This is a genomic window from Agrobacterium sp. OT33, from assembly GCF_017313365.1.
GTDB classification, from domain to species: domain Bacteria; phylum Pseudomonadota; class Alphaproteobacteria; order Rhizobiales; family Rhizobiaceae; genus Agrobacterium; species Agrobacterium rhizogenes_A.
The window spans coordinates 263,609-289,117 of record NZ_JAFLMZ010000001.1; the positions used below are offsets into that span (position 1 = coordinate 263,609).

22 protein-coding genes and 1 tRNA gene are annotated in these 25,509 nt (G+C 61.5%); 5 read left to right on the plus strand and 18 right to left on the minus strand.

From position 1 onward, the window contains the following. Positions 1-168: 168 nt before the first annotated feature. The 10 genes from glyS to JZX88_RS01370 form a co-directional block, all read right to left on the minus strand. On the minus strand, positions 169-2,322 hold the full coding sequence (gene glyS, locus JZX88_RS01325; RefSeq protein ID WP_206912310.1) for a glycine--tRNA ligase subunit beta: 2,154 nt from the start codon (positions 2,320-2,322) through the stop codon (positions 169-171). A gap of 98 nt (positions 2,323-2,420) precedes the next feature. Then, positions 2,421-4,358, minus strand: a complete 1,938-nt coding sequence (locus JZX88_RS01330) for a DUF2207 domain-containing protein (protein ID WP_206912312.1) — start codon at positions 4,356-4,358, stop codon at positions 2,421-2,423. Positions 4,359-4,380: 22 nt separating this feature from the next. Beyond that, the gene (locus JZX88_RS01335; protein WP_206912314.1) at positions 4,381-5,658 is read right to left on the minus strand and encodes a 3-phosphoshikimate 1-carboxyvinyltransferase; all 1,278 of its coding nucleotides are present in this window, start codon (positions 5,656-5,658) and stop codon (positions 4,381-4,383) included. Positions 5,659-5,745: 87 nt separating this feature from the next. Next, on the minus strand, positions 5,746-6,297 hold the full coding sequence (locus JZX88_RS01340) for a LemA family protein (protein ID WP_004432753.1): 552 nt from the start codon (positions 6,295-6,297) through the stop codon (positions 5,746-5,748). Between the two features lie 78 nt (positions 6,298-6,375). Next, entirely contained in the window at positions 6,376-7,338 is a 963-nt protein-coding gene (locus JZX88_RS01345; RefSeq protein WP_059760683.1) for a glycine--tRNA ligase subunit alpha, read from the minus strand. 113 nt (positions 7,339-7,451) lie between these two features. Next, positions 7,452-8,432 carry an acyltransferase gene (locus JZX88_RS01350; protein ID WP_174028882.1) on the minus strand — a complete coding sequence of 327 codons (981 nt, stop codon included), beginning with the start codon at positions 8,430-8,432 and terminating at the stop codon, positions 7,452-7,454. A 208-nt stretch (positions 8,433-8,640) separates the two neighbouring features. Continuing rightward, positions 8,641-8,835 carry an NfeD family protein gene (locus JZX88_RS01355; RefSeq protein WP_065114931.1) on the minus strand — a complete coding sequence of 65 codons (195 nt, stop codon included), beginning with the start codon at positions 8,833-8,835 and terminating at the stop codon, positions 8,641-8,643. A 20-nt stretch (positions 8,836-8,855) separates the two neighbouring features. Continuing rightward, a complete protein-coding gene (locus JZX88_RS01360; RefSeq protein WP_161991597.1) occupies positions 8,856-9,722 on the minus strand; it encodes a S49 family peptidase in 867 nt (288 codons plus the stop codon). An 89-nt stretch (positions 9,723-9,811) separates the two neighbouring features. Beyond that, positions 9,812-10,612, minus strand: coding sequence for a tRNA1(Val) (adenine(37)-N6)-methyltransferase (locus tag JZX88_RS01365; protein ID WP_206912318.1), 801 nt, complete (start codon positions 10,610-10,612; stop codon positions 9,812-9,814). A gap of 6 nt (positions 10,613-10,618) precedes the next feature. Next, complete coding sequence (locus JZX88_RS01370) at positions 10,619-10,849, minus strand: DUF2007 domain-containing protein (protein WP_065114928.1); 231 nt, start codon at positions 10,847-10,849, stop codon at positions 10,619-10,621. A 111-nt stretch (positions 10,850-10,960) separates the two neighbouring features. Between JZX88_RS01370 and JZX88_RS01375 the strand changes: the two genes are divergently transcribed. The 4 genes from JZX88_RS01375 to moaB all read left to right on the plus strand — a co-directional run bounded on the left by JZX88_RS01375 (position 10,961) and on the right by moaB (position 15,459). Further along, positions 10,961-11,977, plus strand: a complete 1,017-nt coding sequence (locus JZX88_RS01375) for a polyprenyl synthetase family protein (protein WP_206912319.1) — start codon at positions 10,961-10,963, stop codon at positions 11,975-11,977. A gap of 142 nt (positions 11,978-12,119) precedes the next feature. Beyond that, positions 12,120-14,012 carry a tetratricopeptide repeat protein gene (locus tag JZX88_RS01380; protein ID WP_206912321.1) on the plus strand — a complete coding sequence of 631 codons (1,893 nt, stop codon included), beginning with the start codon at positions 12,120-12,122 and terminating at the stop codon, positions 14,010-14,012. 6 nt (positions 14,013-14,018) lie between these two features. After that, entirely contained in the window at positions 14,019-14,903 is an 885-nt protein-coding gene (locus JZX88_RS01385) for a 4-(cytidine 5'-diphospho)-2-C-methyl-D-erythritol kinase (protein ID WP_206912322.1), read from the plus strand. 10 nt (positions 14,904-14,913) lie between these two features. Beyond that, complete coding sequence (gene moaB / locus JZX88_RS01390) at positions 14,914-15,459, plus strand: molybdenum cofactor biosynthesis protein B (RefSeq protein WP_206912323.1); 546 nt, start codon at positions 14,914-14,916, stop codon at positions 15,457-15,459. Between the two features lie 275 nt (positions 15,460-15,734). On the opposite strand, the gene JZX88_RS01395 is transcribed toward moaB, so the two are convergent. From JZX88_RS01395 to JZX88_RS01415, 5 genes are all read right to left on the minus strand, one after another. After that, complete coding sequence (locus JZX88_RS01395; RefSeq protein ID WP_206912324.1) at positions 15,735-16,610, minus strand: dienelactone hydrolase family protein; 876 nt, start codon at positions 16,608-16,610, stop codon at positions 15,735-15,737. Positions 16,611-16,731: 121 nt separating this feature from the next. Beyond that, entirely contained in the window at positions 16,732-17,760 is a 1,029-nt protein-coding gene (adhP, locus tag JZX88_RS01400; protein WP_110755438.1) for an alcohol dehydrogenase AdhP, read from the minus strand. 148 nt (positions 17,761-17,908) lie between these two features. Continuing rightward, positions 17,909-18,310: an MAPEG family protein gene (locus tag JZX88_RS01405; RefSeq protein WP_161991334.1), complete on the minus strand. Its 402-nt coding sequence runs from the start codon at positions 18,308-18,310 to the stop codon at positions 17,909-17,911. Between the two features lie 114 nt (positions 18,311-18,424). Then, a complete protein-coding gene (gene guaB, locus JZX88_RS01410) occupies positions 18,425-19,930 on the minus strand; it encodes an IMP dehydrogenase (protein ID WP_065114921.1) in 1,506 nt (501 codons plus the stop codon). Positions 19,931-20,214: 284 nt separating this feature from the next. Next, positions 20,215-21,216 (minus strand): MBL fold metallo-hydrolase, encoded by a 1,002-nt coding sequence (locus JZX88_RS01415; RefSeq protein ID WP_206912325.1) that lies wholly within the window; start codon positions 21,214-21,216, stop codon positions 20,215-20,217. A gap of 208 nt (positions 21,217-21,424) precedes the next feature. Here JZX88_RS01415 and JZX88_RS01420 point away from each other — a divergent pair, with 208 nt between their 5' ends. Further along, positions 21,425-22,822 carry an MDR family MFS transporter gene (locus JZX88_RS01420; protein WP_065114920.1) on the plus strand — a complete coding sequence of 466 codons (1,398 nt, stop codon included), beginning with the start codon at positions 21,425-21,427 and terminating at the stop codon, positions 22,820-22,822. Here JZX88_RS01420 and JZX88_RS01425 read toward each other — a convergent pair whose 3' ends face one another. The 3 genes from JZX88_RS01425 to JZX88_RS01435 form a co-directional block, all read right to left on the minus strand. Then, positions 22,823-23,563 (minus strand): RlmE family RNA methyltransferase, encoded by a 741-nt coding sequence (locus tag JZX88_RS01425; RefSeq protein WP_110755445.1) that lies wholly within the window; start codon positions 23,561-23,563, stop codon positions 22,823-22,825. It abuts the gene before it with no gap. Then, a complete protein-coding gene (locus JZX88_RS01430; RefSeq protein ID WP_206912326.1) occupies positions 23,560-25,194 on the minus strand; it encodes a Ppx/GppA phosphatase family protein in 1,635 nt (544 codons plus the stop codon). Before JZX88_RS01430 ends, JZX88_RS01425 begins: the two co-directional genes overlap by 4 nt. A 231-nt stretch (positions 25,195-25,425) precedes the next feature. Then, a tRNA-His gene (locus JZX88_RS01435) sits at positions 25,426-25,502 on the minus strand. Positions 25,503-25,509 lie beyond the last annotated feature (7 nt).

Here is a 25,509-nt window from a genome sequence, read left to right on the forward strand (position 1 = left end):
CCCCTCAAGGGGGGAGATCGCATCGTGGCAACGTATCGACCATCTTCAACGTTGCAATGTTTTGCGGGGAGCGACCGTCTTGCCAATCTCCCCCCTTGAGGGGGAGATGTCCGGCAGGACAGAGGGGGGTGAACCAAGCACGCTGACATACCTGGCTACCCCGACCCCTCACCCCGTGATCTTCGAGAAATCCGCAACCGTACCAGTTGCCTCGCGGATGGCCTTCAGCAGCGCCAGACGGTTGGCGCGGATGGCCGCATCCTCGTCATTGACGAGCACATCCTCGAAGAACTTGTCGACGGGCGCGCGCAGTGTCGAAAGCGCCTGCATGGCCGAGCGGAAATCCTCACCTTCGACAGCCTTCGCGGCATCGGCAGAGGCAGACTTGATCGCCGCATAAAGCGCCTTTTCGGCATCGAGCTTCAACAGCTCTTCCGAGACGCCATCGGCGACCACGGTGCCCTTCTTTTCCTCCGCAGCCAGAAGCTGGGTTGCACGCTTCGCGCCCGCCAGCAGGTTGCGGCCATCCTCGCCGGTGATGAAGGCGGTGAGCGCCTCGACACGGCGGGCGATCATCAGGAGATCGTCGGATTCCGGCGTCAGAACGGCGTCGATCAGATCGTAACGGGCGCCGAGGTCGCGCAGATAGACCTTCAGGCGATCATGGAAGAAGGAGAGAAGGTCCGGGTCCTTCGCAACGCTCAGCAGCGGAAGCCGCACGTTTTTCTCAAGCAGAATGCGCACCACGCCCAGCGCCGCACGGCGCAGCGCGAAGGGGTCCTTGGAGCCGGTCGGTTTTTCATCGATGGCCCAGAAACCAACGAGTGTATCGAGCTTGTCGGCGAGAGCGACCGTGATCGCCACCTTGTCGGCCGGCAGGCGGTCCGAGGGGCCCTGCGGTTTGTAGTGGTCCTCGATGGCAGCCGCAACGCTTTCGTTTTCGCCCTGCAGCGCCGCATATTTGCGGCCCATCAGGCCCTGAAGCTCGGGGAATTCGCCGACAGCTTCGGTGCGCAGGTCAGCCTTGGCCAGCACCACGGCGCGGTCCACCAGCGCGGCATCGGCACCGACAACCGGGGCCAGCGCCTTCGCCAGTTCGCGGATGCGGGCCACGCGCTCACCCTGCGTGCCGAGCTTGGCATGGAAGGTAACGTTCAATGCATCGAGCTTGGCCATGCGCTGATCGAGCGGCTTCTTGAGATCGAGGCCGAATTTCGCAGCCGAATCTTTCAGCGTTTCGAGATCGGGCAGATCGCCCTGATCGCGGTTCCAGAAATGGCGGGCGTCCGACAGGCGGGCGCGCACGACCTTGCCGTTGCCGTGGATGATTTCCTTGCCGCCATCGCTTGCCTCGATATTCGAGATCAGGATGAAACGATTGGAAAGGCCTTCTTCCGCACCCTGATTGCGGGTGACGAAACACTTCTGGTTGGTCTTGATGGTGAGGCGGATGATTTCCGCCGGGATTTGCAGGTAATCTTCCTCGAAGGTGCCCATCAGCACCTGCGGCCATTCGACAAGGCCGGAGACTTCTTCCAGCAGGCCCTCGTCTTCCACCAGTTCCAGACCGTTGGCGAAAGCCAGATCCTTGGCGTCGTGCAGGATGATATCCTTGCGGCGCTCTGCATCGAGAATGACCTTCGCCTTTTCGAGGCTCGAGACATAATCCTCGAAACGGCGCACGGTGATCGGGCCCGGCGCATGGAAACGATGGCCATAGGTGACGTTGCCGGCGACGATGCCGTCGATGGCGAAAGGAATGACCTGGGTTTCATCGTGCTCGGGGCCAAACAGGCAGACGATGGATTGCAGCGGGCGCACCCAGCGCAGGCTTTCCGAGCCCTTGCCTTCGATGCCGGCATAGCTCGATCCCTTCGGCATGGAAGCCGGGCCGGAGCGCATGGATTTCGGCCAGGGGAAGGAGCGGATGATGCCGGGCATCACTTCCGCGATGATCTCTTCCGCCGGACGGCCGGGCTTGTTGATGATGGCGACGTAGAAATCGCCCTTCTTCGGATCGGAAACGACCTGGGCTTCCGAGATATCATTGAGACCGGCGCCGCGCAAAAAGCCTTCGATGGCCTTTTCATTGGCGTCGGTGCGCGGACCCTTCTTTTCTTCGCGCACATCGGCGGAGCGGGCGTTGAGGCCACGAATATCCAGCGTCAGGCGGCGCGGCGTCCAATATTCGCGCGCGCCCTCATAGGTCAGCCCTCTCTCCACCAAGGCATCGGTGACGAGTTTCTTCAGATCGCCCGCCGCCTTGCGCTGCATGCGGGCGGGGATTTCCTCGGAGCGAAGTTCAAGCAGAAGATCGGGCATGGGATAAGGACTTTAATCTGTTGCAAAAGAGTGTCGCGGACTTAGCAAGACCAGCGGCAAAAGTCACCAGCAATCGGTTAAATTACCGCCGGCAGGCGTTACCAGCCGCCACCGCCACCGCCGCCGCCGCCGGAGCCGGAAAAACCGCCGCCGCCACCGCCCGAAAAGCTGGAGCCGGACGAGCTGACGGGCTGAGGAATGGTGGAAGCGATGGTATTGGCCATGGAGGTGGAAAAACCGCCGATCCTGTCGCCAAAGCTGCCGTAATTGCTGCCCGCATACCAGCCGGGCGCATAACTTGCAGCAGCGGCACCGGCGGCGGCTGTGGCAAGCCATGCCTCGAAGGTGCGGCTCCACGGTTTTTCAACGCCGAGCGCCACGGCATAGGGCAGCAATGTCTCAAAATGCTGCGGCGACATGGCGGGCGCGCCGGCCATGTTCATCCGGTCTTTTTCCGCCAGCGTCAGATAGGTTCTAAGCCCTTCGATGCCATCCATCAGCTTGCGGCCGAGCGGTGTCGGCGCGCCCATCAGGAACAGGAACAGCGCATTGGTGAGCACGATGCCGCCGATGGCGGCCAGCGCCAGCGACTTGGTGTCATGCGTCACATCCAGCAGGATTTGCGTGGCGATGCCGCCAATGGCGGAAAAGGCCACGAAACCGGCAAAGGCCAGCATGACGATGCCGCCGATGCGCTTGCGCAGCGGTGCGCCGCGCGAAAACTGCCGGCCGATACCGATCGACAGGATGCTGAAGAAGAAGGCGAAAAAGCCGAAGACCATCACGGCGGCAATGGCGCTTTCATCGAGATCGCCGAAGATCAACGTCGCGACGATGAGGGCGATGCTGAGGAAGATGCCGAAGACGGTGTAACCGGCATTGCTGCGGTAATATTTGCCGCGATGTTCCTTTTCTATCGCCGCGCGGAACTGCGTGCCGACCTTTTCGACTTCCGCCCCATGCGCCTTATCGATGGTCAGTACCTTGCCCGCACCGCCGATGGCGGAAAGCAGCGTTTTCTGCCCGGTCGGCAGATCGGTGGCGGTTACCTTTTCCGTGCGGCGGATGACGATGGAATTTTTCAGGTCTTCCAGAACGACATAGCCTTTGACCGCCAGATCAAGGGCCGAGGCGGATAGCGCCGTCCAGCCGGCACCCGAAAAGCCGCGATTATCGACATAGTTGACCAGAGCCGGGGAAAGCCCCTCCGGAGCATCCCAGCGCGGCACCACCACGCCCTTGGCGGGATCACGACCGACCGCGAACCACGCCCGCAGATAATAGAGCAGCACGACAAAAAGCCCGCCACCCGAAAGCAGGATGGCCAGATTGTCGCGCAGCCACCAGCCCGCCTCCTGTGAGGTATCAGGCGCGGCAATGGCACCCTTCGGCAGTTTGACGGCGATCGTCATGCCTTCGCCCACCGAAAACGGGCGGGTGGAAGCGAAAAAGACTTCGTTGCCTTCGCTGAGGATGCGGGCATCCTTGCCTTTCGCGCCAAGCGGACCGGTGAAGACGGCCGTATCGATGGCCTTGACGCCCTGCGGCAGAGTGATGGTCGCGGAAATCTCGCCCATGGGGAACTGCCAGCCATTGCCGGTGACATTCCAGGTCAGCTCGTCATAATCGCTGAAATAACGGATCTGCCGGGCGGTGGTGTAGGTGATCTGGAAAATGTGCTCGCCAGTCGGCAGAAAACGCTCGGCGCTGCCGGTATAGATGCGGATGCCGCCATCGACAGTTTCGGTACGCCAGTTTTCCGGCGCGCCATCGCGCTCCACCGAAACGACGTTGAAATCCACCTTGGTACGGCGGTTATTCGCATCCAGCGCATAAAGCGGGAAATCGCGGAAGATGCCGCGCTTGATGTTCTGACCTTCGGCGCGGGCGGTGATGGTTTCCGTCACCGTCAGCTTGCCATCCGCCGCCACCTCGACAACGGAATGGTAGGAGCGGATGAATTCCTCCGCAAAGGCCGGGAAGGCCACGCCCAGCAAGACGAACAGCGCGAGAAGTCTTGCGGCGATGGTCTTCACGGGCGGTCCCTCCTTGATGGCTTCAGTGCTGCGGCTCGGCAGCGCTTTCCTTTTCCGTGTAGTCAACGCCGAGCGAGGCAAGCGCCTTCCAGTAACCGGGATAGGTCTTGCCCACGCAGGCCGGATTCTGGATGGCGATGCCGCCGATCTTCAGCGCCGCCAGCGCAAAGCTCATGGCGATGCGGTGGTCGGCAAAGGTATCGATGGAGGCCTTGACCGTCTGGCCCGCAAGTGCCGGATCGGAATGCACGATCAGGTCGTCGCCTTCCTCATGCGCCAGACCGGCGCGGATTTCATTGAGCCCAAGCGAGACGGCGCGGATGCGGTCGCATTCCTTGACACGCAGATTGGCGATGCCGACGAAACGCACCGGCGTTTCGTTGAAGGCAGCGAGGACCGCGATGGTCGGAATGGCGTCCTGCATCTGCGAGCCGTCGATTTCGGCGGGCAGGTGCGGAAACTTGGCCATGACGTCGTAGGCCTTGGCATCCGGCTGGGTGAACTTGTCGGCGGGCGTGCCGATATCGATCGCGCCGCCGGTCAGCAGTTCCGCACCCCAGAGATAGGTGGCGGCGGAAGCATCCGGCTCGATGTGGAAATCGGTCGCCGTATAACCCGTCGGATGCACGCGCCAGATGGCGTTGCTCACCCGCTCCACCTTCGCACCGAAAGCTTCCATGGCCGAGGTGGTGAGGTCGATATAGCCTTTCGCACCGATTTCCTCACCCTTGAGGATGATATCGACAGGCTTGTCGCCGCAGGCAGCCGCCATCAGAAGCGCCGACACATATTGGCTGGAGAGGTTGGCGTCGATGGTGACGCTGCCCTTCGGGAACCCCGTGCCCTTGCCGCAGACGGTGACGGGCGGGCAGCCGGTCGGCGCTTCCGCCTCGACACCGAGGGAGCGCAGCGCCTCCACCAGTGGCATGATCGGGCGTTTGCGCATGTGCTCGTCACCATCGATGATGACCGCGCCATCGACAAGTGCGGCAGCGGCGGTCAGGAAGCGCGTGGCGGTACCGGCATTGCCAAGGAAAAGCGGCTTTTCCGGCTGTTGCAAAACGCCCGTGCCTTCCACCACGAAGGTGGTGGCATCAGGCTCGGTTACCTTGACGCCCATCTCGCGCAGGGCTTCGGCCATATAAAGCGTGTCGTCGCTTTTCAGTGCGCCGGTCAACCGGCTTTTGCCCTTGGCAAGACCAGCCAGGAGAAGCGCACGATTGGTGATGGACTTGGAGCCGGGCGGCTCGACCTTGCCGGAAAGCGGGTGGTCGGGCGGGGTGATGGTCAGTTCGATCATGATTGTCGTCTTGTCAAAGAATGCGGCGCGGGGCCGGATTATCGGAATTTGAGCGGGAGGTCTTAAGCCGGCGGGAGAGCTTTGCCCTCAGAATTTCACCGTCGGCACGGCGCGGTCGGCCGGGTTGTCGATCTCGAAATAGGGCGCCTTGGCAAAGCCGAACTGGCCGGCGACCAGATTGGACGGGAAGCTCTCCACCTTGACGTTGAGATCACGCGCGGCACCATTGTAATAACGGCGCGACATCTGGATTTCGCCTTCGATGGTTTCAAGCGAGCGCTGCAATTCCAGAAAATTCGTATTGGCCTTGAGATCGGGATAGGCTTCGGCGAGCGCAAAGAGTTTACCGAGCGCCTGCGACAGCAACCCTTCCGCCTGGGCGCGGCCCTCGACATCGCCCGCCGGCACGGCCTGCGCCCGGTTGCGCATGGCGATCACCTCCTCGAAGGTGCTCTTTTCATGCGCCGCGTAACCCTTCACGGTCTCGATGAGGTTGGGGATGAGATCGGCGCGGCGCTTCAGCTGCACGTCGATGCCCGACCACGCCTCTTCCTTCATCTGCCGCGCCTTGACCAGCCCGTTATAGATGAAGACGACATAAAGCGCGATTGCCGCGATGATTGCCAGCGTGATGAACATTCCCGACCCCTCCTCAAGAGGCGCGGACGCCATGAGCGGCATCCGCACGTTAGACTGTTGCCCGCCTTAGATAGATCGTCAGGCGGCCCTGTTCCAGTTCACCCCGCCGGCATCCGTCAGCAGGAAGGCCTCGCCGCAGGCTTTCGCCAGCGTGCGCACGCGCAGGATATAGCTCTGGCGTTCCGTCACCGAAATGACGCCGCGCGCATCCAGAAGATTGAAGACATGGCTGGCCTTGATGCACTGGTCATAGGCCGGGAAAACGCATTTGTGCAGGCGCTGATTGTCGTTATCACCGGGCGCACCGGCGGCGAGAAGCGCCTGGCACTCCTTTTCGGCGTCGATGAAATGGCGATGCAGCATGGCCGTATCGGCAAACTCGAAGTTGTGCCGGGAATATTCCTGCTCGGCCTGCAGGAAGACGTCGCCATAGGAAATCTTCTCTTCGCCCTCGCGGCCGTTGAAGTTCAGGTCGTAGACATTGTCGACGCCCTGAACATACATGGCGAGACGCTCCAGACCATAGGTCAGTTCGCCGGCGACCGGTGAGCACTCGATGCCGCAGACCTGCTGGAAGTAGGTGAATTGCGAGACTTCCATGCCGTCGCACCAGCATTCCCAGCCAAGGCCCCAGGCGCCGAGCGTCGGGCTTTCCCAGTCGTCCTCGACGAAGCGCACATCGTGCAGCAGCGGATCGAGACCGATCGCCTTCAGCGAGCCGAGATAGAGTTCCTGCAGGTTCGAAGGGTTGGGCTTCAGGATGACCTGATACTGGTAATAATGCTGCAGGCGGTTGGGGTTTTCACCGTAACGGCCATCGGATGGACGGCGTGACGGCTGCACGTAGGCGGCCTTCCACGGCTTCGGGCCAAGCGCGCGCAGCGTCGTCGCCGGATGAAACGTGCCTGCGCCCACTTCCATATCATAGGGCTGCAGCACCGCGCAGCCCTTGTCGGCCCAGTAATTATGCAGCGTCAGGATCAGGGCCTGAAAGGAACGCTTCGGGTTCATATGGTCGGGAACATCGGTCATTGCAGTCATCGCGGCGTTAGGAGGATAAGTAAGCACTGACTTACTTCGGATGCGGACACGTGCCACGGCAGGGCCTGAGGGTCAAGGTTTTATGCGAAGCGTCGATCCGCAACGGCAGGCGATCAGCCTGCGGCCTCGGCACGTGAACCGGAGATACCGCGATCCGCGAACTTCCTGAAAAGCCTGATGACGGGCTTTTCAAACAGGACATGTGCCGCGATCGACACAGCCAGCGCGACAATAACGATCACGATGCTTGCCGCAAAACCCGGCGCCATGGCCTTCAGGACGATCGAAATAACCAGTCCGTGCAGGAGATAAAGCGCATAGGAGGCATCGCCGACAATTTCGAAAGGCTTCAGGAGGGATTGAGGCCAGCCGCCGGCCCTTTCGATCCACACACAACCCGCGACGAGCAGGAAGGCAGGCAAGCCCCAGCTCACTATGCGCAGAAGACCAAACTGCTCACCAATACCCGCCGCGAAAACAAAACCGACAAAGGACAGGGCCAGGGCGGCGATGCCGCCGCGCATGCCCGCGAAGGCAATCCGAGACAGGACAAGCCCGGCGAGGAACTCCAGCAGCAGGGGCGAGGCCCAGATCTGCATGAACGGCGATTGCCAGTCCGCCAGCTGCCCTGCGACCACCATTGCCGACAGGATGGCGACGGTTACGGCGATCGGCGCGCGCAGAGCAAGACCCAGAGCGAACACGAGATAAAAGAATATCTCCATATTCAGCGTCCAGCCCACCAGCACCAGCGGTGTGACCTGGCCCGAAGCGTTGGCGTAGGGAACGAAGAGCAATGACTTCCAGAGATGTTCCATGGTGAAGGTGAAGGTGGAAAACACGCCTGCCAATGCGCCAAGGCACATCACGAATGTGACGGCCCAGTAGAGCGGCACGATACGGAAGAGACGATGACGCAGGAATTTGCCGGGCGGCGACTTGTCGGCGACCAGCCCCATGACAAATCCCGAGATGACGAAAAACACGTCCACCCCGGCTGCGCCGATCGTAAATGGCGCCCCGGCAATATGAAAAAACATCACGGCCAGCGCGGCGATCGCCCGCAAAAACTGAATGGAATGAACCTTCTGCAAAAAATACCCCGTCCAGCCACCGCGTGCGAGGCTTCAGCCGGTTCTGGCCGAAGCGCTGCAGATCAACCTCAAATATCGCGGGTTACTATTTGCACAGATCCCACGAAAATACTCGCGGAAACTGGGGCCTTTCCCAACAAGCTGGTTTTTGGGTTAACTTCAGGCTTCAAGCACGGAGCGGATGAAACATGCCGTTATTCGCACGCGATCACGTCTCGTCCTCGCGCTTGACGCGGTATTCGCCGGTTTCGGGATCCTTGATCAGGGTACCGATGGCGCCGGTTTCGCGTTCCTTTTCACGCCGTTTCGATTTCGCCGAAAGCTTTTCCGCATCGCGGACAAAACGGCGGTAGAGGATGATGGATCCCACCACCAGAAGAAGAATTGTAATAAGCTGCGCCATAAGGCCCTATTCCCGCGACATCATAGACCGAAACGCGACCACAATGCCTTTTCTTCAGCGACTTCCGCAAGACCCGAGACGGCTCCGGCTGCGAGCCTTTCGGCATCGAGGCCCAAAGCCGCATTCACGCCCGGCACCTTCTTGCCGAACAGGGTGCGCCCGCCGCTGATAAGCTGGAGCTTGACCTTTTCGCCGTAACGGCGGCGCAGGACCTCCCGCATGTCACCCAGCCCGTCGATCAGGCCGAGATCGAGGCCACGCATGCCGGTCCAGAACAGGCCGGAGAAGATCGCCTCATCCTCCTTCAGCTTCGAGCCGCGACGCATCTTGACCATATCGATGAAAACATTGTGAATTTCGACCTGAAGCGACTTCAGGTAGTCGATATCGCCTTCCTTTTCCGGCTGGAAGGGATCGAGGATGACCTTGTTTTCGCCGGCCGTATAGACGCGGCGCTCCACGCCGATCTTCCGCAGCATTTCGGGAAAACCGAAGCCGCCGGAAACGACGCCGATCGAACCGACGATGGAGGTTGGATCGGCAATGATCTCGTCACCGGCAAGCGCGATCATGTAACCGCCGGAAGCGGCCACATCTTCCACGAAGATCAGGACCTTCTTTTCCTTTTCCTCGGCGAGCTGGCGGATACGATTGTAGATCATGCGCGCCTGCACCGGCGAACCGCCGGGCGAGTTGAGCAGAATGGCGACGGCTGGCGCATCCTTGATGGCGAAGGCCTTTTCAATGAGCGGCGCATAGGAGGCGAGATTGAGCGCGGGGCGGAACTGGCTGCCACCGGCCATGATCGCGCCATGCATACGCACGACCGGAATGACCAGTTCCTTTTTGCGAAAACGTTTCGGCACCAGATACTTCAGAAAACCCACTACTCAATCCTCGCAGCATTTGCCTCGTCGTCACGGATGTATGTATCGCCCCGGAAAACGCAATGGCGCAGCCGGCGGAACGGCGATATTTATGGCGCGGGCCGGATTGCCCTTACATTACGCGAATAGGCGGCGCGGCCATTGTTCAGGTCATCCACGAAGGTCGTGAAGGCGTGGCTGCCGGTTTCGTGCATGACAAGCGGCGCGCGGAAGGACAGTCTCGCGCGCGAGCCCTTGATGGCGGTGACCAGCATACGCACCGCGTCCTCCCCCGGACGCGGATGGATGAGGGTGATCTCCATGCCGCCGAAACGGCTGCCGCAGGCGGCAATGATCTCCGCCACCGATTGCGGCCGCGCAATAAGCGAAAGCTGCCCGCCCGGCACCATGATCGCGCCTGCGGTCCTGATCCACTCATCGAACAGGCCTTCCGTCATGGCGTGGGCCTCGGCCTTCAGGGCATCCGGTGTGCGGCGGTCGCCCGCGTCATTATAGGGCGGGTTCATGATGACGTGGTGGAAATGCTCGTCCGGCAGACCCGCTTCAACCCGTGCTTTCGCGCGCAGGGTCACGTCGGCCTCGCACACGCTCACACGAGCGGAGAAGGCGGCATTTTCCGGCAATAACAGGCTGCGCCGGGCAAAATCCGCCATTTCCGGCGAGCGTTCATAGAGCGTCACTTCCGCCTTTTCGAGCCGCGCCGCGACCGCCATGCCGGCGGCGCCGGCGCCCGCGCCGAGATCGGCGATCCGGCAGGCGCGATCATCCGCCACCAGCGAGGCCAGAAGCATGGCGTCCATGCCGGCCCGGTGGCCCCTGCCCTTCGGCTGGAGGATGTGAAACCGGCCGCGGTGAAAGGCATCCATCGTTTCGGAAACAGTGCCGCTCACCGCCGCTCAAGCCTCTTCATTGCGCAGTTCGTCACCCAGCCCCGCATCCATCAGGATGCGGCGTGCCTGATCGGCGCGATCTTCCTCGACCAGAAAGCGACGGGGCAAAAGACCGAGCGAACCCTCCAGAATGCTCATGGCCTGATCGGCGATGAGGCAGTGGATGCCAGCGTCCTTCATCAGGCTTTCAGCGAAGGAGAGCAGCACGGCATCGTTGGTACGGATCAGTTCACGCATGGATAAGCCCTAAATTCCCATCTTTTTGAATGGCTAGCGGCAATTCGCCCCTTGCCGCGCAAGGCGCCAGTTTTTATTGTCGAATTCAAATTCGAACAGGAGTCCTGTCCCTTGGGCGTCGTCATACCGCTTGAAGAAAGCAAAAACAAACTCGCATCCGTCAAGCCGCTTGTCGACCTGACCCGCCCCGACATGGAACGGGTGAACCAGCTTATCCTTTCCAAGGCGGGCTCCGATGTCCAGATGATACCCGAGGTGGCCAACCATCTGATCTCGTCCGGCGGCAAACGCCTGCGGCCGATGCTGACGCTGGCTTCGGCCTCCATGTTCGGTTACCAGGGCGATCATCACATCAAGCTCGCCACCAGCGTGGAATTCATGCACACGGCGACGCTTTTGCATGACGATGTGGTGGACGAAAGCGATCTGCGCCGTGGCAAATCCACCGCGCGCACCATCTGGGGCAACCAGGCAAGCGTTCTCGTCGGCGACTTCCTGCTCGGCCAGGCCTTCCGCATGATGGTGGATGTCGGCTCGCTCGACGCCCTCGACGTGCTGTCCACCGCCGCTTCGGTGATTGCCGAAGGCGAAGTGCTGCAGCTTTCCGTCGCCAAGAACATGGAAACCACCGAGGACGACTATCTCCAGGTGATTCGCGCCAAGACGGCCGCCCTGTTCGCCGCGGCGGCGGAAGTCGGCCCCATCGTCGCCAAGACGGACAAGGCAAGCCGCGGCGCGCTGAAGTCCTACGGCATGAATCTCGGCCTCGCCTTCCAGCTGGTCGATGACGTGCTGGACTATGGCGGCAAATCGGCCGATCTCGGCAAGAATACCGGCGACGACTTCCGCGAAGGCAAGATCACGCTGCCGGTTATCCTTTCCTATCGTCGTGGCACGCAGGACGAGCGCGCCTTCTGGCGCAACGCCATCGAAAAGGGCGAAAGCAGCGACGAGAACCTCGAAAAGGCACTCGGGCTGATCACCAAATACAATGGTCTCGGCGACACGATCAGCCGTGCAACGCACTACGGCACCATCGCCCGCGACGCTCTTGCGCCCCTGCCGCAGAGCCCGTGGAAAAATGCGCTTCTGGAAGTGATCGACTTCTGCATCGAGCGTCTCAACTGACGCCGGAGGCTGGTGCGAACGGCGGATGACACCATCATCCGCCCGGCATTTCGGGTGGGAGTCCCCGCAGGGCGGGATTGTGGCCAGGGCCATAATTTCTTGCGGGGTTGCTTCAAAAAAGCCATTCTATCGTGACCAAACAATGGAAACTGATTTTTCCGTGCATATGCACAAAGGCAAAGGTTCCCTCATGCGGCGTAAACCAGCACTCCGTCTTCTTTGCAGCGCGGCTCTCGTCGCCGCTCTCACGATTGGCGCGGGTGCAAGCCCCGGCTTTGCGGAGACAAAGGCGAAAACGGAAGAGAAAGCCGTTACGTTCGATCCCGCCAAGGTGAACACCTTCTCCGGCGCTTTCCTTGCCGGGCGCAATGCCGATGTCGATCAGGACTATCCGACTGCGATTTCGCTCTACAAGAAGGCGCTGGAATTTGATCCGGCCAACTCGGAAATCCGCCAGCGGCTGATGATCGCCGAACTTCTGAGCGGCAATTTCGAGGCCGGCGCCAAGATCGCCGATTCCATGAAGGACGATACCTCCGTCGAACGGGTGACGACCATCGTGCGCGGCCTCAACGCCATCAAGGACAAGGAATTCGCCAAGGCCGAAAAAATCCTGAAATATACTGGCCCGAACGATCTCGATCGCATGGTCAACACGCTTTTGACCGCCTGGGCGCGCGCCGGCTCCGGCAAGCCGAAGGAAGCGCTGGCGCTCGTCAACAACATGAAGGGTCCGGGCTGGATTTCGATCTTCCAGAAATACAATGCCGCCGCAATCGCCCTCGTCAGCGGCAATACCGATGCCGCCCGCAAGAGCCTCAACGAGGCCGTGACGGACCGCGAAGGCGGGGCCACCGCCTCCGATACCTACATGCGCGCGGTGATGGCGCTTGCCCGGCTCGAAGCTTCCGCCGGCAACCGGCAGAAGGCGCTGGACGCGATTGCGGTCGGCGATACTTTCGCGCCGAATTACGCCCCCCTGAAAGCGCTTCGCGAATCCATCGAGAAGGGTGAGAAACCGCAGCAGCAGATCACCAATGCCGTCGAGGGCGCCGCTTCCGTGATGTTCTCCATCGCGGGTGCGCTGAACCGCGAAGGCGCCGAGGAGATCGTCACCCTTTACCTGCAGACATCGCGCGCACTCGATCCGAAGAGCCCGGATACGCTCATTCTTCTGGGCGGGCTTGCCGAGGCGCTGAAACAGCCCGACCGCGCCATCGCCTTCTATCGCGAAGTGCCGAAGGACTCGCCGATGTATCGCATCTCCGAGCTGCAGCTCGGGCTGACGCTTGCCCAGACCGGCAAGGTGGATGAGGCGCGCACGCATCTGAAATCCCTGCTCGAATCCGATCCGAAGGATATAAGGTCGTATCTCGCCTATGGCAGCGTGCTTTCGGACGCCAAAGACTATCGCGCCATGGCCGAAAATTACGACAAGGCCACCGAGGTGATCGGCGCCGTGCCGCAGAAATCCGACTGGTCGGTGTTCTTCCAGCGCGGTATCGCCTATGAGCGCCTGAAGGAATGGGACAAGGCGGAACCGAATTTCAAGCGGGCGCTGGAATTGAACCCGGAACAGCCGCAGGTGCTGAACTATCTCGGTTATTCCTGGGTGGATAAGGGGATCAATCTCGATGAAGGCATGGAGATGATCAGCCGCGCCGTCGAGCTTCGCCCGAATGACGGTTACATCGTCGATTCGCTTGGCTGGGCGCATTATCGCCTCGGCGCCTTCGATGAGGCCGTGACGGAACTGGAACGGGCAATCGAGCTGAAGGCCGGCGATCCGACGATCAACGACCATCTGGGCGACGCCTATTGGCGCGTGGGCCGCAAGATCGAGGCCGTCTATCAGTGGAACCGCGCCCTGATCGGCGACAGCGACGACGTGGACAAGGCCAAGGTGAAGGAAAAGATCGCCAACGGCCTGCCGCCGCTCGAAAAGGATGCCGAGAACACCGCGAAGAAGGACGCCGCGCCGCAACCGCCGGCTCCCCCGGCACCGCCCGCTCCTGCCCCGGACAAGAAATCCTGACGCCACATGCGGGTAGATGAGAAGACCGGGGCGACCGAGACCATCGAGGCGGCCCCGGCCAAGATCAATCTGGCTCTGCATGTGACCGGCCAGCGGGCGGATGGCTACCATCTGCTCGAAACGCTGGTGACATTCACCGAGGCCGGCGACAGCATTCGCATCCGCGATGCCGATGCCGACACCTTCTCCATCTCCGGTCCTTTCGGCGATCTTCTGCGCGCCGGTGATGGCGGTGACAATCTCGTTACCCGCGCCCGGGACAGGCTGCGCGATGCGCTTGCGGCCACGGGTCGCTCGGGTCGCCCTGTCGCCATTCATCTCGAAAAGAACCTGCCGGTCGCCTCCGGCATAGGCGGCGGTTCGGCGGATGCCGCCGCGGCGCTGCGGGCGTTGTTGCGGCACTGGCATGTCACGGTAGAGCCGGAAGAACTCGCCGCCATTGCGCTCACACTCGGCGCGGATGTGCCGATGTGCCTTTCGAGCTGGCCCCTCATCGCGCGCGGTATCGGCGAAGAGATCGAACCGGTTACCGATCTGCCCTGCCTGTTTCTGGTGCTCGCCAATCCGCTGAGAGCCGTCTCGACGCCGGATATATTCCGGCGCCTGCAAAGCAAGACCAATCCCCGCCTGCCGGCACATGCGACAATTGGCTGGATGGATTTTCTGGCGCAAAGCCGCAACGATCTGCAACCTGCGGCGCAGGCCCTGCTGCCGGAGATCGGGGAGGTCATCGAATTGCTTTCGCAGGAAGGTGCCGCGCTTGTGCGCATGTCCGGTTCGGGCGCAACGTGTTTCGGGGTTTTTCATTCCTTCGACGCAGCCCAGGACGCGGAAACATCGCTTCGGAAAAAACGTCCCGACTGGTATTTTCAGGCGACGCGGACCATTTGAGGATTAGGCCATGGCAGGCGAAAGACCCTTCATTCCCCTTGGTATTGCGGTTTTGACCGTGTCCGACAGCCGCACGCTGGAAAGCGACAAATCCGGCGATACGCTCGTCGCCCGGCTCGAAGAAGCGGGACATCGCCTTTCCGCCCGCGCCATTGTGCCGGATGACAGGCAAGCCATCTTCAATACCGTGCGGGACTGGACACTTGCCCCCGGCGTGGATGTGGTGATCACCACCGGCGGCACCGGCTTTACCGGTCGTGACGTGACGCCTGAGGCGCTGGAGCCGCTGTTCGAAAAGCGCATGGACGGGTTTTCAGCCCTTTTCCACCGCATTTCCTATGACAAGATCGGCACCGCCACCATCCAGTCACGCGCGACCGGCGGCGTCGCGAACGCCACCTTCATTTTCGTGCTGCCCGGCTCGCCGGGTGCGTGCAAGGATGCCTGGGACGGCATTCTCAAGGCCCAGCTCGATTATCGTCACCTGCCCTGCAATTTCGTGGAAATCATGCCGAGGCTGGATGAGCATTTGAAGCGTGGGGGTGGTGGGGTTTAGGGACCCGAGGTGCGTGTGGCTTTACCCCCCTCTGCCCTGCCGGGCATCTCCCCCTCAAGGGGGGAGATCAGCAGGAGGGGCTACTGCCACTTCACTCTCAACGTTGAGGTTGTCTAGACCTAGCCGCGAGTCGATCTCCCCCCTTGAGGGGGAGATGCCCGGCAGGGCAGAGGGGGGGGTAAGCCCCACACGCCTTCGATCCACGGTCAAGGGCAACATCCAGCGCCTTTCGCCAACGAGCAGAAGAACCGAGTGGGGCGCCGCCAAAAACCCAATCACGCCAGATATTTCTTGAAAAATTCCACCGTCCGCCCCCAGGCGAGGTCAGCCGCCGCCTTATCATATCGCGCCGAGGACGTATCATTGTTGAAGGCGTGGTTGACGCCGTCATAAACGAAAATCTCGAAGGTCTTGCCGTTTTCCTCCAACGCCTTCTTATAGGCATCGATACCGGCATTGATACGTTCATCGAGACCGGCATATTGCAAAAGCAACGGCGCCTTGATGGCTGGCACATCGGCCGCCGGGGCCTGCTGGCCGTAATAGGCGACGCCGGCATTGAGGCCAGCCGACTTGGTGGCGAAACGGTTGACCAGCCCGCCACCCCAGCAGAAGCCGACCGCGCCGACCTTGCCGTTGGCCCCCTGCCTTGCCGCAAGCCAGACCCGGCCCGCTTCAACATTGGCGACGGTCGCGTCCATGTCGAGACCGCTGAACATCTCTCGCGCCTTATCCTCATCCGATGGCGTGCCGCCCTGCGGCGAGAGGAAATCGACGGCCAGCGCCCGGAAACCGGCAAGCGCCACGCGCCTTGCCACATCGCGGATATGGTCGTTCAGGCCACGGTTCTCATGGATGACGATGACGGAGCCGATCGGCCCCGATGCCGATTTCGGCGTGACGAGATAACCCTTCATTTCGCCACCGGGGGCGGGATAGGTCACGTCCTCCGCGACGATGCCAGCATCGTCAGGCGAGACGATGGCCGCACGGGCGCTATTGGCGGAAAGGAGCGGTGCTATGGCCGCCGCGGCAGCGCCTGAGCCGGCGAGCACGGTGAGCTTTTCCATGAATTTGCGGCGGTCGAGGCTGAGATGGGTATATTCATCGTAAGCGTCGATCATGGCCTGCGTAATCTTCGGCTTGTCCATCGCCTGTCCTCCTTGAACGCGGATGCGACGGGCAGGATAACGCAGATCGCCCTGCGGGGAACGCAGCGGGCGGCGGCGGCGCCACACTTTTGCGTGAGCGCCGCAGGCCCTGTCATTTGCCTCAGGCGGCGAGGTCCACGACGATACGGCCGTCGATCTTGCCCTCTTCCATGCGATGGAAGATATCGTTGATATTTTCCAGCTTGTCCCACGAGAAGTGGGCAGCCACCTTGCCTTCACCGGCGAAGGTCAGCGCCTCCTCCAGATCCTGGCGTGTGCCGACGATGGAGCCACGCACCGTGATGCGCTTCAGCACCGTGTCGAACACCGGAATGGAGATGAAGCCCGGCGGCAGGCCGACAAGCGCCATGGTGCCCTTGGAGCGCAGGAAGCCGTAAGCCTGCTCCATGGCCTTGGGCGACACCGCCGTCACCAGCGCGCCATGGACGCCGCCGGTTGCCTTCTGCACCTGCTCCACCGCGTCAGGCGCGCGACCATTGACGGTGACATCGGCCCCGAGTTTTTTCGCGAGCGCCAGCTTGTCATCGAAAATATCGGCGGCAACGACATGCATGCCCATGGCCTTGGCATATTGCACGGCCATGTGACCAAGCCCGCCAATGCCTGAAATGACCACCCACTCACCGGGCCTGACTTCGGTTTCCTTCAAACCCTTATAGACGGTGACGCCGGCGCAGAGCACCGGTGCGGCCGGGCCGAAGTCGAGATTGTCCGGCAGGCGGCCGACGAATTTCGGATCGGCAAGGCCATATTCGGCAAAGCTGCCATTGACGGAATAACCTGAGTTCTTCTGGCTCGGGCACAAGGTTTCCCAGCCGGTGCGGCAGGGGATGCAGCATCCGCAGGCGGTGTAGAGCCAGGGCGTGCCGGCGCGGTCGCCTTCCTTGATGCCGGTGACGCCAGCGCCGATTTTCGCGACATAACCGGCACCTTCATGGCCGGGAATGAAGGGCGGGTTGGGCTTGACCGGCCAATCGCCCGTTGCGGCGTGCAGGTCGGTGTGGCAAACGCCCGTCGCCTTGTAGTTGATGAGAATTTCACCCGGGCCGGGATCCGGTATCGCCACTTCCTCGATGGTCAGCGGTTTCCCAAACGCGCGGACGACGGCTGCCTTCATTGTTTTTGCCATGACATACTCCTCAATCTCTGCTCGCCTGAAATCCTCGACGGCGGGCAGAGATTAGCGGGGATGGGGCGTCATGGAATTGACCCATCGCAAGTCGGATTATTTTGAAGGCGACGATTGTCTCACTTATGAGGCAACCGGACAGTGCTGTTTATTCCAGTGCCAACCAGATGGCGAGCCAGCCCCACAGGCAGACCACAAGCGCAAAGCCGATGCCGAACAATGCCCCGCGCTGGCGCAGGCGGTTGCTGGTGACATGCACATAGGAATGGGCGTAGCGCGAAAGCACGAACAGCCAGGCCAGCACGATGGTGACGATGTTATCCGCATCGGTGATGTAAAGCAGCAGGCAGGCGATGTGGAACAGGACAGGCAGTTCGAACTGGTTGGCGATGTTGCGGTTCACCAGATAGCTCTCGCGCGCCTCCTCACCCCGGTCGCGCAGCTTGATCGCCGATTCGCGATCCTTGAAGGTGTATTTGTTGCGCCGAACGATCAGCAGGCCATAGAGCCAGAAAACGAGAAAGACATGGGCGATCATCGGCCAGAACATTGCGGTCGTTGGTGACATGCTATCTCCCCCAATCGTGAAAACGCTCCCCGATCCGGCTGGAATCGGGGAGCGCCAAATACTCAGTCTATCTTTTTACGGATTCGGTTCGAAAGATCAAACCGCGCCGGGATAGTTCGGGCTTTCACGGGTGATCGTCACGTCATGGGCGTGGCTTTCACGCAGGCCGGCGCTGGAGATACGCACGAAGGTGGCGCGCTCCTGGAATTCCTTGATGTTGCTGCCGCCGACATAACCCATGGCGGCCTTCAGGCCACCGGCCAGCTGATGCAGGACACCGGAAACCGGACCCTTGTAGGGCACCTGACCTTCGATACCCTCAGGCACGAGCTTCAGCGTGTCGCGCACTTCCGCCTGGAAGTAACGGTCGGCCGAACCGCGAGCCATGGCGCCAACGGAGCCCATGCCGCGATAGGCCTTGAAGGAACGGCCCTGATAGAGGAACACTTCGCCCGGGCTTTCATCCGTGCCGGCGAGCAGCGAGCCGATCATGACGGCGGAAGCACCGGCGGCGATGGCCTTGGCCAGATCTCCCGAGAACTTGATACCGCCATCGGCGATGACGGGAATATCGGCGGCATTGGCCGCTTCCACCGAAGCCATGACAGCCGCCAGCTGCGGCACGCCGACACCGGCGACGATACGCGTCGTGCAGATGGAACCGGGACCGATACCGACCTTGACGGCGTCAGCACCGGCATCGATCAGCGCCTTGGTGCCATCGGCGGTGGCAACATTGCCGGCGATGATGCGAACCGAATTCGACATCTTCTTGACCTGCGAGACGGCATCCAGCACGCGCTGCGAATGGCCATGCGCGGTATCGACGACCAGAAGGTCGACGCCGGCATCGATGAGGCGCTCGGCGCGCTCGATGGCGTCAGCACCGACGCTAATGGCGGCGGCGGCGCGAAGGCGGCCCTGCGCATCCTTGGTGGCGTTGGGGTTCAGCTGCGACTTTTCGATATCCTTGACGGTGATGAGGCCGACGCAATTGCCCTTGGCATCCACCACCAGCAGCTTTTCAATGCGATGCTTGTGCAGCAGGTGGCGGGCTTCCTGCTGATCGACGCTGCTTTCCTTGACCGTGACCAGATTTTCACGGGTCATCAGTTCATAGATTTTTTGCTGCGGATCGGAGGCAAAACGCACGTCGCGGTTGGTCAGAATGCCGACGAGACGGCCGTTCTTGTGGCCGCCGGAACCGCCGTTTTCCACGACCGGAATGCCGGAAATGCCATGCGCCTTCATCAAGGCCTGCGCTTCGGCAAGCGTCGCATCCGGGCCGATCGTGACCGGGTTGACGACCATGCCGCTTTCGAACTTCTTCACCTGCCGAACTTCTTCGGCCTGCTCGATGGGGGTCAGGTTGCGATGGATGACGCCGATGCCGCCGGCCTGGGCCATGGCGATGGCGAGACGGCCTTCGGTGACCGTGTCCATGGCGGAAGACAGGATCGGCAGGTTGAGATCGATATCGCGGGCAATGCGGGTCGAGATATTCGTCTGCCCCGGCATGACTTCGGAATGTCCGGGCTGCAGCAACACATCGTCAAATGTGAGAGCGTCCAAACCAGTGGGTGTTTGAATGATGCGTGCCATGGCCAAATTCCTTCATACTGAAAATGCGTGGCCGTTCCGGAACGAAAAGTTCACCCCGGCGCCCTGCAAGGATTGCTTGGAAGTTGGCGAGGGCTGGTAACACGTTCATGACAGGAAGGGAATAGAAAAAACCCGGAATCGGCTTCCGGGCTTTCTCTGTTGCTGCGTTGCAGCAGGCGCTAGGGCGCATCGTGTGGATCGCTGCTCCACACGATGCGCCCTAACTACTTGTTTTCATGCATGTCGTTGTCGCAAAACCGCTTAACACTTTCGCGCGACACGCATCAGATGTCGAACTGGTAAGATTTCGGCACGAAACGATAGCCCGTATCCAGCTTTTCCGCGTAACCAACAGACGGGAAAGGCATGTGATAGCCGAGGAAGGGCAGCCGGTCCGTGGCGATCATGTCATAGACCTTCTTACGGGTCGCAGCGGCCGCCGCCTTGTCCATGTCGAACTTCACCTCCCAGTCCGGCTTCTGCAAGGAAAGGACGAAATGGTTGGCCGTATCCGCCGTCAGGATGAGTTGTTTGCCTTCCGATTCGACACGGAAGATCATGTGACCTGGCGAATGGCCAAAGGCCGCCACGCTGGTAATCCCGGATACGACACTGGCGCCGTCGTCAATGAAGGTCGCCTTTTCCGCCAGCGGCTTGACGTTTGCGAGAACGCCCTTGTGACCGCCTTCGGCAGGCGTGCCGACGCGCTTCTCATCCGTCCAGAAATCATATTCCGCCTGGCCGAACACGTAGCGCGCCTTGGAAAAGGCCGGAGCGCCCTTTTCCATCAGGCCACCAATATGGTCGCCGTGCATGTGGGTCAGCACCACCACGGTCACATCTTCCGGCGTATAACCGGCCGCCGCCATGCCTTCGATCAGCCGGCCATTGCCGGCACCACGCCCGGCCTCGCCGAAACCGGTGTCGAACAGCACGAGATCGCTGCCGGTATTGATGAGAACCGGCGAGAAGGAATTGACGAATTGCTCCTTCGGCAGAAAATTGTCTTCCAGCAATTTGCCGACCGTCTCCGCCGTCTGGTCGGTGCCGAAGGTCTCGCCGGGGTTCGGAGCCGCGCGTGCACCGTCCTTCACGACGAGCACCTCGAAATTACCGAGCTTGAAACGGCTGGTTTCCGGCGGCATGGCGTGTTTGATCTCCATGGAGGTTTGCGGCTGGTTCGTCTGGGCCGTTGCCGTGCGCGCCATCAACAGCGGTGCGCCGAGAACGCTTGCGCCCGCTACACCGATGAGGCCGCGTCTGCTCATGCTCAAGGATTGGGTCATCATCTTGTCTCCGATATCGCCAACTGGCCGTTATCACCAACTGCACTTTGCCCAACGGACAATAGAGCGAGAAAGTTTCAAGAAAACCGGCCTCACGCAGGTTTGATCGCAACTTGAGAAATTGATAATTAACGTGTTGGCAAGCGGGCTTATCAGGCGTAGGAGGAACGGCGATATCCTTGTCGCAGCGGAAAGCCGCAGGCAGCCCATGAACCGCATCATTCCCCTCATCCTGGCAGTCGCTCTCTTCATGGAGCAGATGGACTCCACCGTCATCGCCACCTCGCTGCCGGCAATTGCCGCCGACCTCAATGTCGGCCCGATTACCCTGAAGCTCGCGCTGACCGCCTATATGGTGGCGCTGGCGATCTTCATTCCCATCAGCGGCTGGATGGCCGACAAATACGGCGCGAAGAAAATCTTCCGTTTCGCCATCGGCGTCTTCGTGGTGGGGTCGATCTGCTGCGCGGTGTCCTCCTCGGTGTTCGAATTCGTGCTCTCGCGTTTCCTGCAGGGCATGGGCGGGGCGATGATGACGCCCGTCGGCCGCCTCGTTTTGCTGCGCACGACCAAGCGCAGCGAACTCGTCTCCGCCATGGCGCTGCTGACGATACCGGGGCTCGTCGGGCCGCTGACCGGCCCGCCTATCGGCGGCTTCATCACCACCTATTTTTCATGGCACTGGATCTTCCTGATCAATGTGCCCATCGGTGTCATCGGTATCTGGCTCTCGACGATCTTCCTGCCGGAAATCGAAACCACCAACCCGCCGCCCATGGACGGCAAGGGTTTCGTGCTGTCGGGCATCGCCGCCTCCGGCGTGGTGTTCGGTCTCTCCGTCGTCAGCCTGCCCGCCCTGCCGCCGGCCATCGGCATCGCCTCGACCATCATCGGTTTTATCTGCGGTTTTCTTTATCTGCGCCACGCCGCGCGCCACCCCGCCCCCATTCTGGATTTCCGCATTTTCCAGAACGCGACCTTCCGGGCGGCGTCCGTCGGCGGCACCGTTTTCCGCATTTCCACGGGCGCCATTCCCTTCCTCATGCCGCTGATGCTGCAGATCGGCTTCGGGCTCAATCCGTTCCAGTCGGGCATGATCACCTTTGCCGGGGCGATCGGGGCGATCACCACCAAGTTCATGGCCAAGCGGGTGTTTGCGGCAACGGGGTTCCGCTCGACGCTGATCGGAGCCGGCATCGTCGGCGCCTGCACGACGCTCGCCAACAGCTTCTTCACGCCGGAAACGCCCTATCCGCTGATCATGATCTTCCTGGTCACGGCGGGATTTGCCCGGTCCTTCTTCTTCACCGGATCGAACGCGCTCAGCTATTCCGATATCGAGGACAGCCAGGCCAGCCAGGCGACCTCGATGGCGTCGGTGCTGCAGCAGATCAGCCTGGCGCTGGGCGTGGCTTTCGCCGCTTCCATTCTGGAAGTCAGCAGCATGATGTCCGGCACGCATCTGCAGCTCGCCGATTTCCACATCGCCTTCACCATCGTGGCGCTCGTCTCGCTGTTCGCCATCGTGCCGATCATCCGCATGGACAGCAATGCCGGGGCGGCCGTCTCCGGCCACCGCGGTAAGGTCTCGCAACCGGCGGAGTGATCAGTCTTCGGAAGCCTCTTCGGCTGCCGCATCGACGTGCGGCTCGCCCTTGCGGCCCTTGAAGTGCTTGGCAAGCAGGAACATTTCCACCGATTCCGAACGTGACGATGCCGGTTTGATGTGCAGGACCTGCTTGAAGTTCTTCTTCAGCATGTCGAGCAGCTGCTTTTCCGTGCCGCCCTGGAAGGTCTTGGCAAGGAAATGGCCGCCTTCCGCCAGCACCTGAACGGCGAAATCGGCCGCGACTTCGCACAGATGCATGGTGCGGATATGGTCGGTCTTCTGGTGCCCGGTGGTCGGTGCGGCCATGTCCGACAGTACCAGATCGGGCGTGCCGCCGACGGCCTCCATCAGCTTTTCCGGCGCGCTCGGATCGAGGAAGTCGAGCTGCAGGATCTTCACACCGGGAATGGGGTCGATTTCGAGGAAATCGATGGCCGCGACGCGGATATCGTCTTCGGTCGAATCCGTCACCTTGGCCGCGATCTGCGACCAGCTGCCGGGGGCGGCACCAAGGTCGATGATGCGGCGCGCGCCCTTCAGAATCTGGTGCTTGTCGTTGATTTCCAGGAGCTTGAAGGCGGCGCGGGCGCGATAACCTTCAAGCTTGGCGCGCTGCACATAGGGGTCATTGATATGACGTTCCAGCCAGCGGCGCGAGGAAGCCTTGAGCTTGGTCTTCTTGACCTTCTGGCCGATCTTGCGGCCGGTGCGGTTGTTGCTTGTCGGCGCCTTGCTCATGTCAAACCTTCCGTCCTGTCCTGCCGTATCATCTGCATGCGCCTTATCCGGTTGCGCCGCCATGCGCCGTCATCCGCCATCATATCCGTCAAAAGGCCTTCGCGCAGGCCACGATCCGCCACGCGCATCCGGCGCGCCGGCCAGCGGCGGCGAATGGCCTCGAGAATGGCGCAGCCGGCCAGAACCAGATCGGCCCTGTCAGGCCCGATGCAGGCATTGGCGGCGCGGCCCGCGAAATCCCAGGCCAGAAGCTTGTCCTGCATCGCCGTCACCTCGGCATCGGACAGCCAGAGGCCATCCACCTTGCGGCGATCATAGCGCGGAAGATCGAGATGGACGCCGGCAAGCGTCGTCACCGTGCCCGAGGTTCCGATCAGATGAAAATCCTCGTGATGGGTTTGCGGCGCCAGAGGCGGGCAATGGAAGGCATCGAGCAGCCCCTCGACTTCCCGCACCATGGCGGCGAAGACGTCCGGCGTCACATCACGCCCGCCATGACGTTCCGAAAGCGTAACGACGCCGACGGGCAGCGAGGTCCAGTGGGTGATGTGGTTGGCGAGCCGGTTGGAACGGTTTTCGCCGACCTTGATGACCGCGATTTCCGACGATCCGCCACCAATATCGAACAGCACGACGGAGCGCGCTTCGCGCCCGACAAGAGAGGCGCAGCCAGACACCGCAAGACGGGCTTCCGTCTCGCGGCTGATGATTTCAAGCTTCAGGCCCGTTTCCCGGGTGACGCGTGCCAGAAACTCCTCGCCATTGGTTGCCGCGCGGCAGGCTTCGGTGGCGATCAACCGCATGCGTCTTATCGGACGACCGGAGAGTTTCGCCGAGCAGACCTTGAGTGCTTCCACGGCACGGTCCATCGCATCATCGGAAAGCCGGCCGCTGGATACCAGACCCTCGCCCAGCCTGACGATCCGCGAAAAGGCGTCAACGACCCGGAACTGGCCGGGCCTTGTCGGCTGCGCGATCAGGAGGCGGCAATTATTGGTGCCGAGATCGAGCGCCGCATACATGTCCGCCGGCGGTTCCTGACCAGACTCGTGCTGGCGGCCGGAGTGGCGGGCGGATATCTCCGATTGTGGCCGATGCGATTCCGGGTGCGTGCCGTTGGCACGACCGCCCTGCTTGCCGACATGCCTTGGCGCATGGGTGGAAACCAGCGGGCGGCCCTGCGGATCGCGGCCGCGCGGATCACGGTGGCCGCGTTTGCGGTTGCGTGACTTTCGGCCGCCGCCGGGCGGTACGGATGATGGATTTGTCGCGTCGTTTTCAGTTGAAGCCTGCACCTGCACACTGGCAGCGGGGGCTACCTGCTGGGAGGCCGCGCCCTTGCCGCGAGAGCGCCTGCGGCGCTTTCTCTTGCGCGGCTCGGCATCCGGCTCTAGAGCCGATACGTAGGAGGAACCGGCCGGAACATCCGCGGCAACATCATGCGACAGCACAGCGGCGTCACGGGGGTTGCCGTCACGCTTGTGTTTCTTGCCACGACGGGATCGCTTCGCTTTCCCTTTGTTCGCCACCGATGCCCCTTGGTCCGACGGCTTTGGGCCGTTTCCGGGGTCGATCACTGTCTTGTCCATTTCGCCGCGCACAAGCGTAGACGCTATGCTGCTGGCTTTCATAAGGTTTCGTTGGGTGGACAATACCAGCGCAAGAGATTTTAGCCAAATGGTTTTTCCCTGCGTGAAAAACGGCGGGGCTCTACAGGCTGCGCAACGCAACGGCACGGACCAGCACGATCACCGCAATCATTTTCGCGGGATTTCTGAAACGGGAGCCATGGCCAAGGAGGGGAAGTTACTCCCCTCTCCCGGTAAGTCCTTGTAGCATTTGAACTTATCGGGAGAAGGGAATGGTACGGTTGAGTGGGGTCGAACCACCGACCTCAGGTGCCACAAACCTGCGCTCTAACCAACTGAGCTACAACCGCACATGAA